Raw genomic sequence first — 13610 nt, 5'->3', positions numbered from 1 at the left:
CCCCGTCGGCGGAGAGCCGGAACGTGCCGGTGAACCCGGCCGGTTCGCCCGGCACCTGGCCGCTGCGGTCAGTGCTCCCAGTGCTCCCGGCGCTCCCAGCGCACCGCCAGCAGCGCCGCGTCGTCGGCCAGTCCGGCCTGGCCGACCCAGCGGCCGACATCCGCGAGCAGCTCGTCCAGCACGTCCGCCGGGCTCCCGGCGTGCAGCCCGGCGAACCGCTCGGCCAGCGGGTAGAACCGCCCGGCCGCGTTCCGCGCCTCGGACACGCCGTCGGTGTGGAGCAGCAGCAGATCGCCCGGGCGCGGCTCGAACCGGCCCACGCGGTACCGGCCGCCGACCAGGCCGAGCAGGCCCAGCGGCGGGGCGTGCAGGGGCGGTTCCAGTTCGCCGACCCGCCCGGCCCGGCGGTACAGCGGGTTCGGATGGCCGCAGTTCACGAAGTCGACCGGCCCGCCGTCCGGCGCCGCGTTCAGCAGCAGCGCCGTCACGAAGCGGTCGTTCTCCGGGCGGCCGGTCAGCGCCGCGTCCAGCCGTTCGGCCAGCCGGGCGAGGTCAGGCTCGGTGCGCGCCGCCTCCCGGAACACCCCCAGCACGTCCGCGGCCGTCTCCACCGCCGGGAGCCCGTGCCCCTGCACGTCCCCCAGCAGGATCCGCACACCGTACGGGGTGTTCGCCACCTCGTACAGGTCGCCGCCGATCCTGGCCTCGGCCGCCGCCGCGACGTACCGCACGGCGGTCCGCAGCGGCCCGATCCGCTCCGGCGGCGGGCGCAGCAGGGCCCGCTGCGCCGCCTCGGCCACCGTCCGGACGTGGAGCAGCTCGCGCTCCCGGGCCGCCACCAGGACGACGTTGCCGGCGCTGGCCAGGGTGGCGGCCAGCACGGTGATCAGCGCGGTGACGTGGACGGAGTCGGGCAGACCGCTGTTGGTCAGCTCCAGCAGTGCGACGGCGGCGATGGCGATCGCCCCGGCGATCAGCGGCACCCGCGCCGTCCGCGTGGTGGCCCCGGCCAGTATCGGCGCCACCGCCAGCACGGGGGAGAGGGTCGTCCCGGGCCCGGTGACGAGGTCGGCCACCACGGCCGCGCCCAGCAGCAGGAACGCGCCGCACAGCAGCAGCCTGGTCCGCCGCGGCAGATGCAGCGGCGGCACCGCGTCCGGTAGGCTCTCGGCGCTCACCTGCCAGCTCCTCCCGTCCTGGGCACGGCCGGTCCGACCTCTCACCCTCCACTTTCCTCCGCGCGCGCCGCCACCGGCACCTCGGGCGCCGCCCGATACCGGGCGGCTCCGGTGGCAGGGCTCCGGCGGCAGGGCTCCGAAGGGGTCCGGTTAGGCTGGCCGGGAGATGAGACGGAAGAGCAAGCCGCCCGCCCCCCTCCCGCAGCGCAACGGGGTGGACCCGGTACACCTGCGGCTGCCGGCCGAGGGCGCGTGGCCGACGGTGCGGGCGCACCTGGTCGACCGGTTGCCCACCGTGGACCCGGCGCGGATCGACGCCCTGCTGGCCGCCCGCGAGATCGTCGGCGAGTCCGGGCCGATCGGCCCGGACGAGCCGTTCCGGCCCGGTGCCCACCTCTGGCTCTACCGGGATCCGCCGGACGAGACCCCCGTCCCGTTCCGGCTGGACGTGCTCCACCACGACGAGCACCTGGTGGTGGTCGACAAGCCGCACTTCCTGGCCACCACACCGCGCGGCCGGCACGTCGTCGAGACGGCGCTCTCCCGGCTGCGGCACTCGCTCGCCCTGCCCGCGCTCAGCCCGGCGCACCGGCTGGACCGGCTGACCGCGGGCCTGGCCATGTTCGTGGTGCGGCCCGAGGACCGCGGCGCCTATCAGACGCTGTTCCGGGACCGGCTGGTCCGCAAGGAGTACCAGGCCGTCGCGCCGTACGACCCCGCGCTCGTGCTGCCGCGGACGGTGCGCAGCCACATCGTCAAGGAGCGCGGGGTGATCGCGGCCCGGGAGACCGACGCCCCGCCGAACAGTGAGAGCCGGATCGACCTGGTCGAGCGGCGCGACGGCCTCGCCCGCTACCGGCTGCGGCCGCTCAGCGGGCGCACCCACCAGCTGCGGCTGCACATGAGCAGCCTGGGCGTGCCGATCCTCGGGGACCCGGTGTACCCGGTGGTACTGCCGGAGACGGCTCCGGACGACTTCCGCCGCCCGCTGCAACTCCTGGCATCGGTGGTCGAGTTCACCGACCCGCTGACCGGGCGGCCGCGGCGCTTCGAGAGCCGCCGCACGCTGACCGCCTGGTCGGACCCGGAGGCGTGGGCCGCCGGGCCCGAGCCCGCTGGACGGTCCGGGACCGCCGGATGATCTAGGACCGCTGGTCTAGGGCCAAGGGACGACTCCGCTCCGGGCCCGGCGGCCGATCCGTCTCGGACCGGGCCGGGGCGATCGTGGGGGCATGAACGCACCGCAGCACACCGCCTCGACCGTCCGGCCCGGTCCCATCGCCCTGGTCACCGGCGCCTCGCGCGGTCTCGGCCTCGCCCTCGCCAGGGGGCTGGCCGCCGCCGGCTGGCAGTTGGTGATCACGGCCCGCGACAGCGCGGAGCTCTCCGCCGCGGAAGCCGAACTGGCCGCCGTCACCACGGTCTCCGCCCCGGCCGGTTCGGTGGTCGACGACGATCACCGCGAACGCCTTGCCGAGGCCGCCGCCGCCCTCGGGGGCGCCGACCTGCTGGTCAACAACGCCTCCACGCTGACCGGTTACGACCTCGCAGGCGCGCCGCTGCCGCACCTGGCGGACTTCCCGCTGCCCGGTCTGCTGGAGACCTTCGAGGTCAATGTCCTGGCACCGATCGCCCTCACCCAGCTCCTCCTGCCCCAGCTGCGCGGCCGGGCCGGCGCGGTGCTCAACATCAGCTCGGACGCTGCCGTCGAGGCCTACGAGGGCTGGGGCGGCTACGGTGCGAGCAAGGCCGCGCTCGACCACGCCTCCGCCGTACTCGCCCAGGAGGAACCGCGGTTGAGGGTCTGGGCGGTCGACCCGGGTGACCTGCGGACCAGGATGCACCAGGAGGCGTTCCCCGGGGAGGACATCTCCGACCGGCCGCTGCCGGAGACCGTGGTCCCGGCCCTGCTGGCCCTGCTCCGTGACCGCCCCGCCTCCGGCCGCTACCGCGCCGCCGACCTGACGGCCGCCGCCGCGGCCCTCGCGCCCGATGCGGCCCTCGCCACCGTCCGGGGCGGGCGATGAGCGGGACGCTCCTGGACCCCGGCATCGACGTCACCGTCCCGCCCGAACTCTCCGCCCGCGCACCGGCCGAGGCCCGGGGAACGACCCGGGACGGCGTCCGGATGCTGGTCGGCCGCCGACGCGGCACGGCCGTCGAGCACCACGCCTTCACCGAGCTGCCCGAGGTGCTGCGCCCGGGCGACCTCCTGGTGGTCAACAACTCGGCCACCCTGCCCGCCGCGCTGCCCGGCCGGCTGCCCGACGGTACCCCCGTGGCGCTGCACCTCTCCTCCGCCCAGCCCGACCAACGCGGTTCCTTCCTGGTCGAGTTGCGTCGCGTCACCCCCGGTGAGGCCGCCGCCCACTACCCGCCGGCCGAGTCCCCGGCCCGACCGGGCCTGCGGGTGGCGCTGCCGGACGGCGCGTCGGCCGTGCTCGTCGAACCGTTCACCGCCCGGCTCTGGTACGCCCGACTCTCCCTTCCGGTACCGCTGTTGCGCTACCTGGCGGGCCACGGCAAGGCCATCCGGTACGGCTACGTGGACCGGGACTGGCCGATCGAGGCGTACCAGACGGTCTTCGCCACCGTCCCCGGCAGCAGCGAGATGCCCAGCGCCGCACGGCCGTTCAGCGCCGGGACGGTGGCCCGGCTGGCCGGGTGCGGGGTGCTGGTGGCGCCGGTCACCCTGCACACCGGTGTGGCCTCCCCGGAGGCGCACGAGGCGCCGTACGCCGAGCGGTTCCAGGTGCCGGCGGCCACCGCCCGGCTGGTCGGGCACGTCCGGGCCGGTGGCGGGCGGGTGATCGCGGTCGGCACCACCGCCGTCCGCGCCCTGGAGTCGGCGGTCGGCCCGGAGGGGACGGTCCAGCAGGCCGACGGCTGGACCGAGTTGGTGATCACCCCCGAACGCGGGGTGCGGGCGGTGGACGGCCTGCTCACCGGCTGGCACGAGCCGCGCGCCTCCCACCTGCTGATGCTCGCGGCCGTCGCCGGGCGTCCGCTGCTGGCGCGCTGCTACGCGGAGGCCGTCCGGCACCGCTACCTCTGGCACGAGTTCGGCGACGTCAACCTGCTGCTGCCGGACTGAACCGCCCGCCCGGCCGGCCCCGCGAACAGGCCGCAGGCCGGGTGTCCGGGCAGGCCCGCCGGTCCCCGTCGGTGGATCCGTTCGCCGCCTCCTGCCGGTCCCGGTCCCGGTCCCGGCTACGGCTACAGCACGGAGGAGCCCGGCGGCAGCTCCAGTTCGAACCAGACCACCTTGCCTTCCTTGGTCCGGCGGCTGCCCCAGCGGTGCGCGAGTTCGTTGACCAGCTGCATGCCGCGGCCGCCCTCGTCCTCCGCGTGGGCACGCCGGATCCGGGGCGTCTCGCTGTCCTGGTCGGCGACCTCCACCGTGAGCACCCGGTTGCAGAACAGCCGTAGCTGGGTGGGGGATCCGGCGTGCACCAGGGCGTTGGTGATCAGCTCGCTGGCGAGCAGCTCGGCCCAGTCGGCGAGCGGGTCCAGCCCCCAGCCGGCCAGTGTGTCGCGGGTGAACCGGCGCGAGTGCGAGACCATGGCGCGGTCTCCGGTCAGCGGCAGGGTGGCGATCCGGTCGGTGCCGATCGGCCGGGCCTGCGCCATGATGACGGCGATGTCGTCCTCGCTGGTGCGGCCGGTGAGCGCGGCCAGCACCGCGTCGCAGGTCTGTTCCAGCGAGCCGCGCCGGTCGGCGATCGTCCGGCAGAGCAGCCGCAGGCCCTCGTCCAGGTCGTGCCCCCGGCGCTCGACCAGGCCGTCGGTGTACAGCGCCAGGATGCCCTCCTCGGGGAGGGTGAACTCGACGCTCTCGAAGGGCACTCCGCCGACGCCCAGCGGTGCCCCCGGCGGCAGTTCGAGCAGCCGGGCCCGCCCGTCGGAGCCGGCCACCACCGGGGGCAGATGGCCGGCGCAGGCGGCGGTGCAACGGCGGTCCACCGGGTCGTAGACCACGCAGACGCAGGTGGCGAACTGGCCCTCGCCGAGCGCGGACGTGGCCTCGTCCAGCCGGTGCAGCACCCTGGTCGGATCCAGGTCGAGCGTGATCAGCGTGCGTGCCACCGTGCGGAGCTGGCCCATGGTGGCGGCGGCCCGGATGCCGTGGCCCATCACGTCGCCGACCACCAGGGCGACCCGGCCCGAGGAGAGCGGGACGACGTCGAACCAGTCGCCGCCGACCTCGCTGACCACGCTGCTCGGCAGATAGCGGTAGGCGATCTCCAGGCCCAGCGCGCGGTGCACGTCCTGGGGGAGCAGGCTGCGCTGGAGCGTCAGCGCGGTGTCCCGCTCCCGGCGGTAGAGCCGGCCGTTGTCCATGGCGAGCGCCGTCCGCGAGGCGAACTCCTCGGCCAGCGCCCGGTCCGCCGGTCCGAACGGCTGCGGGTTGCGGGTCCGGATGAACTCCGCGCCGCCCAGCACCAGGCCGCGCGCCAGCAGCGGCACCATCAGATAGGAGTGCACCCCGGCATCCAGGCCCGGCTGCACCCGGTCCGGCGAGGACGCGATCCGGCGCAGCGCCTCCTCGTCGACCTCCGGGACCAGGATCGAGCGGCCGGTGCGCAGGCTCTCCGCGTACACCTGGGCGGACTGCGAGGTCGTGCCCACCTGGTCGGACGCCTCGGCCATCGTGCCGTCGGAGTCCGTCTCGCCGACCGCCACCGCCCGCATCAGCACCGAGCCCTTCTCCGGTACCGGGCCCGGCTCGTCGCCGCTGAGCACCGCGTCCCGCAGGTCGACGGTGACGAAGTCGGCGAAGCGCGGGATCACCACCTCCACCAACTCCTCGGCGGTGCGGTGCAGATCGAGGGTGGTGCCGATCCGGGTGCTCGCCTCGTTGAGCAGCGACAGCCGCTGCTGCGCGGTCCACACCTCGTCCAGGGCGCGCTGGCGGGCCGCGGCCGCGTCGCGCTCCCGGGTGAAGAGCAGCGCGTTGTCGATCGAGAGCGCCGCCCGGACCGCCAGCTCCCCGGCCAGCGCCAGGTCCTCGTCGTCGTACGGCCGCTCCACCACCGTCCGGTAGAAGCCCGCCACGCCCACCGCCGCGCCGCGGGCGATCAGCGGCAGCACCATGAACGAGTGGAGGTTCTGCTCCCACACCGCCGCCGTGCGGACCGGGTCGTCGGCGAACCAGGCCATTCCGGCGGCGTCCATCTGCGGTACCAGCACCGGCTTGCGGTGCTGGAGGCTCCACGCGTACGGCGAGCCGGGCCGGAACCGCTGCACCCCGCCGACCCGGTCGATCGGCCTCAGCGTGGAGTCGGGTGTCGAGTGGAAGGCCATCCGGCGCAGTACGGCGGAGCCGTCCGCCGGGGCCCGGGCCTCGCGCTCGCCGCGGATCAGGTCGTCCAGTATCTCGACCACCACCGTGTCGGCCAGCCGGGGCGTCGCGACCTCCGCCAGCTCCAGTGCGGTCTGGGCGAGATCGAGCGTGGTGCCGATCCGGGTCGAGGCGACGTTGACCAGCGCCAGCCGATCCTGCGCGGCCCTCGCCTCGCGCAGCGCCCGCTGGCGGGCCAGGACGGTCTGGTGCTCGCGCAGGTACAGCCGGGCGTTGTCGATCGCGACGGCGGCGCGCGAGGCCAGCTCGTCGCCGACGGTGATGTCCGCCGCCGCGAACGACTCCCGGTCGCCGCGCCGCGAGTACACCACCATGCCGAGCGTGGTGCCCCGTGCCACCAGCGGGGTGATCCGCACCGAGCGCGGGCGGTCGCCGAGGTACGCCTGGCGGCTGTTCTCGGTGATGCCCTCGCTCAGCAGCGGCAGCTCCCAGGACGGCACCACCACCGTCCGCCCGGTCGCCAGCGCCCGCGTGTACGGGGAGTCCGGTGCCAGCTCGTACACCGCGTCCACCGGCAGGGTCTCGGCCGGGTACGCCGGGTCGGCGGTGGCGAGCGCGAGCCTGCGCACCAGCTGCGGGGCCGCCGGGTCGAGCGGCGCCACGCCGCGCCCGGCGACCAGCGCCTCCAGCGCGAACACGCCGCTGATGTCGGCGATCTTGGGCACCATCGCATCGGTCAGTTCGCGGGCGGTCTGCCGCAGGTCGAGGGTGGTGCCGATGGACGCGCCCGCGTCGACCAGGAGGGCCAGCCGCTCCTGTGCGCGGGCCGCCCGGGCGTCCGCGCGGAAGTGCTCGGTGATGTCGATGACGGTCGAACTGACCCCGAGGACCCGCCCGCCGGGATCCTCCAGCCGGAAGTACGAGGCCGACCAGGCGTGGTCGTGCGCCGGGTCGCCCGGGGTGCGGCCGTGCGAGTGGGTGTCCACGACCGGCTCGCCGCTCTCCAGCACCCTCCGCATCACCGCCTCGCTCTCGGCGCCGTTGATCCCGGGCAGCAGCTCGGTCAGCCGGCGGCCCAGGTGGGCCTCGACGGGCAGACCGTTGACCCGGGCCAGCGCGTCGTTCAGCCGGACGAAGGCGAGCTCGGTGTCGAACACGCTCATGCCGATGGGGGACTGCGTGAAGAAGCCGTCGAGGATGGCGAGATCCGCCTGGATCCGGCGCAGCGTCGTGACGTCCGCGGCGACGGCGAGGACCAGCGGCGTGCCGCCGGGCCCGGCGATCGGGTGGGTGCGGAACTCCAGCGAGACCTGGTGGCCGTCGCGGTGCCGGACGGGGAAGACCCCCGACCAGCCGCGGCCGTCCAGAATCCCCTGGAAGAGGGCCAGCACCTCGGGCCGGTTCTCCTTCGAGGTCAGCAGCTGCGCGGCCTTGGCGCCGACCGCCTCCTCGGCGGTGTAACCGAGCAGCGCCTCGGCGTCACTGCTCCAGTGCAGGATCCGGCCGTCGGCCTCGACCAGCGCGGTCGCGATCGGCACCATCAGCAGGGCGTCCTGATCCGGCCCCCCGACCGGCTGCCCCCGGCGCGGTCGTCCGGGGTCGCCGGCATCACGCTGCTCGTTCACCATGGCCAGAGAACCGCCCGGAGATCGTTTTCACCAGCCCTGCCATCTTCCCACGCGGGCCCGGCCGACCGCGCGGGCGAGGGGCGGGGGAGTCCGCCGGCCGTTCTTCGCGAGGCCCGGTCCGTCCGCGCGGTAGGGGGCGCCGCTCAGTCCAGCGCTTCCAGGACGGTGGCGTTGGCCAGGCCGCCCGCCTCGCACATGGTCTGCAGCGCGTAGCGGGCGCCCCGCGCGCGCATCGCGTGCACCAGCGTCGTCATCAGCCGGGTGCCGCTGGCGCCGAGCGGGTGGCCGAGCGCGATCGCCCCGCCGTGGACGTTCACCTTCGCCGGGTCCGCGCCGGTCTCCCGCAGCCAGGCCAGCACCACACTCGCGAACGCCTCGTTCACCTCGAACAGGTCGATGTCCGACAGCGAGAGCCCGGCCCGGCGCAGCACCTTCCCGGTCGCGGGCAGTGCGCCGGTGAGCATCAGCAGCGGGTCCGAACCGGTCACCGTGAAGGAGTGCGGCCGGGCCGGCGGGCGCAGCCCCAGCCGCGCGGCCGTCTCGCCGCTGGTGATCAGCACGGCCGAGGCGCCGTCGTTGATCGGGCTGCTGTTGCCCGCGGTCACCGACCAGCCGATCTGCGGGAACCGCTCGGCGAAGGCCGGGTCCTCGCACGCGGGCCGCAGCCCGGCCAGTACCTCGGGCGTGGTGCCGGGGCGCACCGACTCGTCCGCCGTCACGATGCCGCCGGGCGTCACCACCGGGGCCGGCTCCGCCTCGAACAGCCCGGCCGCCCGGGCGTGGGCCGCCTTGGCATGGAGGAACGGACCGAGCTTGCACCTTGTTCCCGACCTGCGATAACAAGCCCAAGGTGCATTGTGATGCGACCGTGTGTCCGCCCAGTTGACGTGAGCCCGTTCGGTCCCGCCTGCACATTCCAGCGGGCATGCAAGCGGGACCGATCGCGACGTTAGGCCGCCGGAAGGGCGAGCATCGGTCGGGCGTCACTCATGCTGGTCGGGGCGGGCGGAGTCGGCGGCGGGGGCGGTTGGGGGGAGTGCCACGCCTTGGCGGCCACGATCACGCCGCCGTCCTCGGGGCCGACCCACAGCGAGAGGTCAGCGGCGTATCCGCACCCCGCCATCGCGGCCAGCGTCCGGCCGCTCACGGTAGCGTCGTAGGTTGCTTCCTCAGGACGCTCCGGCCGATGGTGGATGAACCCGCCGAGTCCGGTGCACAGTCGGGCGTACAGCAGGGTGTCCAAGACCAGTGCGTGCCAGCCTTCGTCTACGGCCGGGGACGGCGCGATGCCGACGCGTGGGCACTTGGCCACGGTCGAGAGGAACGCCAGGGCCTCGGCCACAATGCGGCGACTCAGGTGGTGTTCCATGCCCGGGTTGCTGTCTCGCACGGTAGCGGCCACGCCCTCGAACTCCTCGGGCGTCAGCAGGTCCAGGGCCCGCACGGGCACGGCCGACGGCTCCGGGGGCATCGGGCCGGGTCCGGGCGGCTGATTGGGGCCGGGAGTGGTCATACTGGTGTCCTCCTCACACTGAGGCGATCGGTCACTGGTTAGTGGCCGGGTCGTTCGGTGGTGCGGGACCGCTCCGGTCGCTGCTCTCTGCCAAGATCTCGGCGACCGGAGCGGGTAGACGGTCGGTCAGTTCTGCTGCGGCACCGGATTCTCCGGGGAGTCGAGCCAGGCGGTCTGCCCGTGCGGGGTGGCAGTCAGACCGAAACGCTCATAGCCGGGGCGGCCTCGGTCATCCCACCAGCGGTAGGCGGCCTCCACCTCGTCCCAGAGCTTGCGTGGCCCGGACTGGTACACCTCGTACTCCGTGCGGTCTCGCACGTAGTCGGCGGACGCCCACGACTGCTTGTCTCGGCTGTACAGCCACAGCGTGTACGCGCCGTTGTCATAGCGCTCCGCTCGCCAGAACGCCCCGGGCACACCGAGCCCGATGACGAACTGCTGGAACCACTCGCCGGTGTCCCACGGAGACAGAGCAGTGACGCTCTTCTCTGCGTCAGCCGGCCAGGGCACCCCGCGCAGGTAATCGTCGAACGGTGGGCGCTCGGTTCGCTGCTGACGGATTCTCATAAAAGCCGATCCGCCGGTGAAGTGACCGACGGCCCGGCTCCGGTCCTCGTCCACGGCGAGTCGGACAATCTGTTCCCCGCCGTACTCGGTGCCGAGCGGGGCGACGATCACCGCACCCGGGGCGGCCTGCTCCAGCCACATCGGAGGGATCTCCAGCACTGAGCAGGTAGCGATGATCCGGGAGTAGCGTCCGCCCTCGGCCCACCCCTCCCGGCCGTCTCCCTCGATCACTGTCGGTGCGAGCCCCGCCCGGTGAAGGTTCTCCCGGGCTCCCTTCGCCACCTCGGGGTCGTACTCCACCGTGACCACGTTGGAGTCCCCGACGCGATGCGAGAGGAGTCCGGCGTTCCAACCCGTGCCGGTCCCGATCTCCAGCACTCGGTCATCCGGACGCACGTCCAGGTCTCGGAGCATGGAAACCACCATGGTCGGCATCGAGTTGGACGACGTCGGGGTGGTGCCGAGCCCGTCCCCCTCGTGCTCGCCGTCGTCCCACTGCGTGGTCAGTGGGATGTCCGAGTAGACCGCCCGTTCCCACGCCTCGGGGTCCGTCGCGCGGTCCACGAGAGGGTTCTGCCGTGTGCCGTCCGCGATGCCCGGCCAGATGCGGTCTGGGACGAACAACTCGCGGGGTACGGCCGTGAAGGAGGGGAGCCAGTCTGATGAAAGCGCGCCGCTGGCCACCAGCGCGGAGGCGAGCCCCTGAGGGCCCGCCTCCCTGTGCGTCTCGCCGGTCACTGGCTACTTACCGCCCGCCGGGTTCTGGCCGTCCGAGGTGTTGCCGCCCTCGTCCGAGCCCCCGCCGCCGTGCCCGGAGCCCTTGTTGCTGTCGTCCTGCTGCTTGCCGCCGTCACCGGAACCGGTGCCGCCACCACGCTTACCCATGCCACTACCTCCATGCTCGTCGTGTCCGGCGGGCGGATACCCGCCGGGTGGTGCTGCCCGTTCCGGCCGTTCTTCCCCAGGTCGGCCGGGACGGGGGACTGTGGGGCCCTGCCCGTCCCATCGGGGGGGATTCGGGATGGGCTGGGCCCGGGGTCCGCTCGCGGCCGTCGAACGCCCCTTTCCTGGGCCCGCTGCGGTGGTCAAGGTCGGCGCGTCAGCGCCAGGGGTGGTTCTCCTCACGCACCCGGGCCAGCAGGCGCGCCCGTCGGGCCCGGTCCTCCGGCGACAGGGGCACCTCGCCGAACTCCTCCGGTGTGAGCACCGGCCTGGGCTCGGACGAGCGCACACGGGGCCACGGATGGGCGTGCAGCCACTCGAACGGGTCCACTGGTCCCAAACCCTCGACGGTGCCGTCCAGGGCCTCTTGCGGAGTCTCCTGGTCACTCACCGGCCACTCCCGACGCCACGCACTCCCCGCCCTCGATGTGACGGCGGGCCCGGCAGTCCGAGCAGGGGCAGGTGGCGCGTACGGCGTCGATCTGGAGCCGCGCGCCCACCGGCGGGGCCTGCCCGGCGGCATTGGCCGCCCGGTAGTCGTCCAGCGGGTTCCAGCCCGCCGGGAGCCTCGTCAACTCGAACTTGCTGGGGCCGGTCACGACCTCGCGGTACTCACGCTTGGGAGTGCGTTTCGCCATCGGTCTGTCCTCCTTCGCCGTGGCGGTGGGGGGTGCGTGACAGACCGTAGGGAGTCGACTACAGGCAGTGCCAGGAACTTGCGCCTAATTGCGCCGGTATCAGCGCAGGGCGTCTATGGCGCTGGTCAGCAGTGCACGCGCTTCGCCGCCGTAGACCGCCATCTGCGACAGGGCCAGGAACGCGGCTGCGTAGTCTCTGACCTCCCTTGGCTCCGTGTGCCGGAGATAGCCCACCGTCAGTTCGACGGAGACCACGGCATCATCGAACATGTAGAAGTCTTCGGCTGGAGACCGCGCGCGGTCCGGTCGCGTCGGAATGATTCCAAGGCTGATGCTCGGAGAGGTGCTGATGGCTATCAGATGCCCAAGCTGGCCAGCCAGCGTATCCCCGTCGCACACTGCCCCGCGCAGGACTGATTCCTCCAGCACCAAGGCAAACCGACGAGGGCCGGAGAACAGCATCCGCTGGCGCTCCATTCGAGCCTCAACAGCGGCCTCTACGTCGTCAATGGCGACTCGTGAACGCTGGATTGCGCGCAGGACGGCCGCTGTGTACTCGCGGGTCTGCACCATGCCGGGGACAACCTTGCTGGCGTACACCCGGAAATGCCGCGTGCGCTCGTACAGGTCAAACACCGACTCCTGGGCGGCTCGCAACCCAGTACGTTCCATACGCCGCCACTCGGTGTACAGCGAGTCCACGGCCCGCGCGGCTGCGATCAGGTCCGGGATCTGGCCCTCCGCGCCGCAAGCGCGGCACCATGCCCGGATATCGTCCTCGGACGGCGCGGACTTGCCGCTCTGGATTCGGGAGGTTTTGGCGGGATGCCAGCCACACCGTGCAGACAGTTCCTCGCCTTTGAGTCCAGCGTCCTTGCGTAGCTCGATGAGGCGGTTTGCCAGAGCCTTTCGAGCAGCGACAACGCTGGACGATGGCGACGACGACATGTGCTGACTGCCCGATGGTTGCTGGTATCAGAGAATCTTGTACTCGTCGTGCGGCGTTGCGCGCTCCCACACGGCCTCGAAGGCGTCGGAGCAGAGTTGAACGGCCGCCAGGTCCTCGGTGGCCTCGTTCTCCAACCAGTCACCGTTACCGGCGAAGTGACCCCACACGACGAGCCGGCCGTCGATTAGCCAGAAGTCGTTACCCGGCAGGGCGAGCGTGGACGCCTGCCGACGTGGAAGCCATCGGACCTGTTCACCCGCCGCGACGTTGGGGAACGTCACGTCGTACTCGTACCGGATGTACTCGCTCACCGGCTCGGACACGATCCGGGCCCGACGAACCTCCACGCCGCGCGAGACCGCCTCGGCCACCACGTCGAGCCACGGACGCCACCAGGCCGACCGGTCGGCCGGATCGTGCCGAATGCCTCGTTGCCATGCGTGAAGGGCCGGATCATCGAGCATGTAGCCGTCACGCATCTCCAGGTGAACGGCGGAGCGCTGAGCTGCTTTCAGCAACTCATCCGGCCTGGTCACCACCGTCCGAGACATCGCACGCCTTCCTGATCGCTTCGACCACATGTGCAGGCATTCGGACCACGGTCTCGTAGTCCGGCACGGTGCCCGCAGCCCGAACTTCTTCCTCGGCCTCAGCGTCGAGACGATAGCCCTGAAACAGCAGGTCCATGGTCTCCTCGTCAAGGAAGATGGTCGGGGAGTTCCCATCCGGGGACTTGTCGTCCTTCCAGATCAACCGTAGTGCCATGGCGCTCTCCCATGTCCAGTCAGTTGCGGCTACTTGCAAGACAGTCACTCCCATGGACAGGGAAGCCGTCAAGAGGGCGTGCCGAAACGACGGCAACTGAGTGCAGGACGTTAGGCCCAGAACGCACG

At 72.8% G+C, this 13610-nt stretch carries 13 protein-coding genes and 1 pseudogene; 3 read left to right on the top strand and 11 right to left on the bottom strand.

The window, feature by feature from the left end:
• Positions 1-68: 68 nt before the first annotated feature.
• Entirely contained in the window at positions 69-1178 is a 1110-nt protein-coding gene (locus ACIP82_RS03930; RefSeq protein ID WP_363605048.1) for a PP2C family protein-serine/threonine phosphatase, read from the bottom strand.
• 166 nt (positions 1179-1344) lie between these two features.
• Here ACIP82_RS03930 and ACIP82_RS03925 point away from each other — a divergent pair, with 166 nt between their 5' ends.
• From ACIP82_RS03925 to ACIP82_RS03915, 3 genes are all read left to right on the top strand, one after another.
• Positions 1345-2319, top strand: coding sequence for a pseudouridine synthase (locus tag ACIP82_RS03925; protein WP_363605047.1), 975 nt, complete (start codon positions 1345-1347; stop codon positions 2317-2319).
• 91 nt (positions 2320-2410) lie between these two features.
• Positions 2411-3205: an SDR family NAD(P)-dependent oxidoreductase gene (locus tag ACIP82_RS03920; protein ID WP_400650555.1), complete on the top strand. Its 795-nt coding sequence runs from the start codon at positions 2411-2413 to the stop codon at positions 3203-3205.
• On the top strand, positions 3202-4272 hold the full coding sequence (locus ACIP82_RS03915) for an S-adenosylmethionine:tRNA ribosyltransferase-isomerase (protein WP_400650553.1): 1071 nt from the start codon (positions 3202-3204) through the stop codon (positions 4270-4272). The genes ACIP82_RS03920 and ACIP82_RS03915 overlap by 4 nt, the downstream gene beginning before the upstream one ends.
• Positions 4273-4394: 122 nt before the next feature.
• Here the strand turns inward: ACIP82_RS03915 and ACIP82_RS03910 are convergent, their stop codons facing one another.
• The 10 genes and pseudogenes from ACIP82_RS03910 to ACIP82_RS03865 form a co-directional block, all read right to left on the bottom strand.
• Complete coding sequence (locus tag ACIP82_RS03910) at positions 4395-8021, bottom strand: SpoIIE family protein phosphatase (protein WP_400650550.1); 3627 nt, start codon at positions 8019-8021, stop codon at positions 4395-4397.
• A 230-nt stretch (positions 8022-8251) separates the two neighbouring features.
• Positions 8252-8905: pseudogene (locus ACIP82_RS03905) on the bottom strand (thiolase family protein); the annotation flags it as partial.
• 152 nt (positions 8906-9057) lie between these two features.
• A complete protein-coding gene (locus ACIP82_RS03900) occupies positions 9058-9621 on the bottom strand; it encodes a hypothetical protein (RefSeq protein ID WP_400650547.1) in 564 nt (187 codons plus the stop codon).
• Between the two features lie 126 nt (positions 9622-9747).
• Positions 9748-10926, bottom strand: a complete 1179-nt coding sequence (locus ACIP82_RS03895) for a methyltransferase domain-containing protein (RefSeq protein ID WP_400650545.1) — start codon at positions 10924-10926, stop codon at positions 9748-9750.
• Positions 10927-10929: 3 nt separating this feature from the next.
• Positions 10930-11073 carry a hypothetical protein gene (locus ACIP82_RS03890; protein ID WP_363605038.1) on the bottom strand — a complete coding sequence of 48 codons (144 nt, stop codon included), beginning with the start codon at positions 11071-11073 and terminating at the stop codon, positions 10930-10932.
• Between the two features lie 214 nt (positions 11074-11287).
• On the bottom strand, positions 11288-11521 hold the full coding sequence (locus ACIP82_RS03885; RefSeq protein ID WP_400650542.1) for a hypothetical protein: 234 nt from the start codon (positions 11519-11521) through the stop codon (positions 11288-11290).
• Positions 11514-11768 (bottom strand): hypothetical protein, encoded by a 255-nt coding sequence (locus ACIP82_RS03880; protein WP_400650539.1) that lies wholly within the window; start codon positions 11766-11768, stop codon positions 11514-11516. The genes ACIP82_RS03885 and ACIP82_RS03880 overlap by 8 nt, the downstream gene beginning before the upstream one ends.
• 99 nt (positions 11769-11867) lie before the next feature.
• A complete protein-coding gene (locus ACIP82_RS03875; protein WP_363605035.1) occupies positions 11868-12716 on the bottom strand; it encodes a helix-turn-helix transcriptional regulator in 849 nt (282 codons plus the stop codon).
• 27 nt (positions 12717-12743) lie between these two features.
• A complete protein-coding gene (locus tag ACIP82_RS03870) occupies positions 12744-13268 on the bottom strand; it encodes a DUF6879 family protein (protein WP_400650536.1) in 525 nt (174 codons plus the stop codon).
• Positions 13237-13482: a hypothetical protein gene (locus tag ACIP82_RS03865; RefSeq protein WP_363605033.1), complete on the bottom strand. Its 246-nt coding sequence runs from the start codon at positions 13480-13482 to the stop codon at positions 13237-13239. The genes ACIP82_RS03870 and ACIP82_RS03865 overlap by 32 nt, the downstream gene beginning before the upstream one ends.
• Between the last annotated feature and the right edge of the window lie 128 nt (positions 13483-13610).

This window comes from Kitasatospora sp. NPDC088548, from assembly GCF_044753005.1.
Classification (GTDB): Bacteria; Actinomycetota; Actinomycetes; order Streptomycetales; family Streptomycetaceae; genus Kitasatospora.
The sequence above is the reverse complement of the archived record's forward strand: the minus strand, read 5'-3'. Positions and strand labels throughout refer to the sequence as shown.

Excerpts from the sequence above, each read along its gene's own strand:
- ACIP82_RS03925 (WP_363605047.1), top strand. The coding sequence starts at position 1,345 with ATGAGACGGAAGAGCAAGCCGCCCGCCCCCCTCCCGCAGCGCAACGGG.
- ACIP82_RS03920 (WP_400650555.1), top strand. The coding sequence starts at position 2,411 with ATGAACGCACCGCAGCACACCGCCTCGACCGTCCGGCCCGGTCCCATC.
- ACIP82_RS03915 (WP_400650553.1), top strand. The coding sequence starts at position 3,202 with ATGAGCGGGACGCTCCTGGACCCCGGCATCGACGTCACCGTCCCGCCC.
- ACIP82_RS03910 (WP_400650550.1), bottom strand. The coding sequence starts at position 8,021 with ATGGTGCCGATCGCGACCGCGCTGGTCGAGGCCGACGGCCGGATCCTG.
- ACIP82_RS03900 (WP_400650547.1), bottom strand. The coding sequence starts at position 9,621 with ATGACCACTCCCGGCCCCAATCAGCCGCCCGGACCCGGCCCGATGCCC.
- ACIP82_RS03890 (WP_363605038.1), bottom strand. The coding sequence starts at position 11,073 with ATGGGTAAGCGTGGTGGCGGCACCGGTTCCGGTGACGGCGGCAAGCAG.
- ACIP82_RS03880 (WP_400650539.1), bottom strand. The coding sequence starts at position 11,768 with ATGGCGAAACGCACTCCCAAGCGTGAGTACCGCGAGGTCGTGACCGGC.
- ACIP82_RS03875 (WP_363605035.1), bottom strand. The coding sequence starts at position 12,716 with ATGTCGTCGTCGCCATCGTCCAGCGTTGTCGCTGCTCGAAAGGCTCTG.
- ACIP82_RS03870 (WP_400650536.1), bottom strand. The coding sequence starts at position 13,268 with ATGTCTCGGACGGTGGTGACCAGGCCGGATGAGTTGCTGAAAGCAGCT.
- ACIP82_RS03865 (WP_363605033.1), bottom strand. The coding sequence starts at position 13,482 with ATGGCACTACGGTTGATCTGGAAGGACGACAAGTCCCCGGATGGGAAC.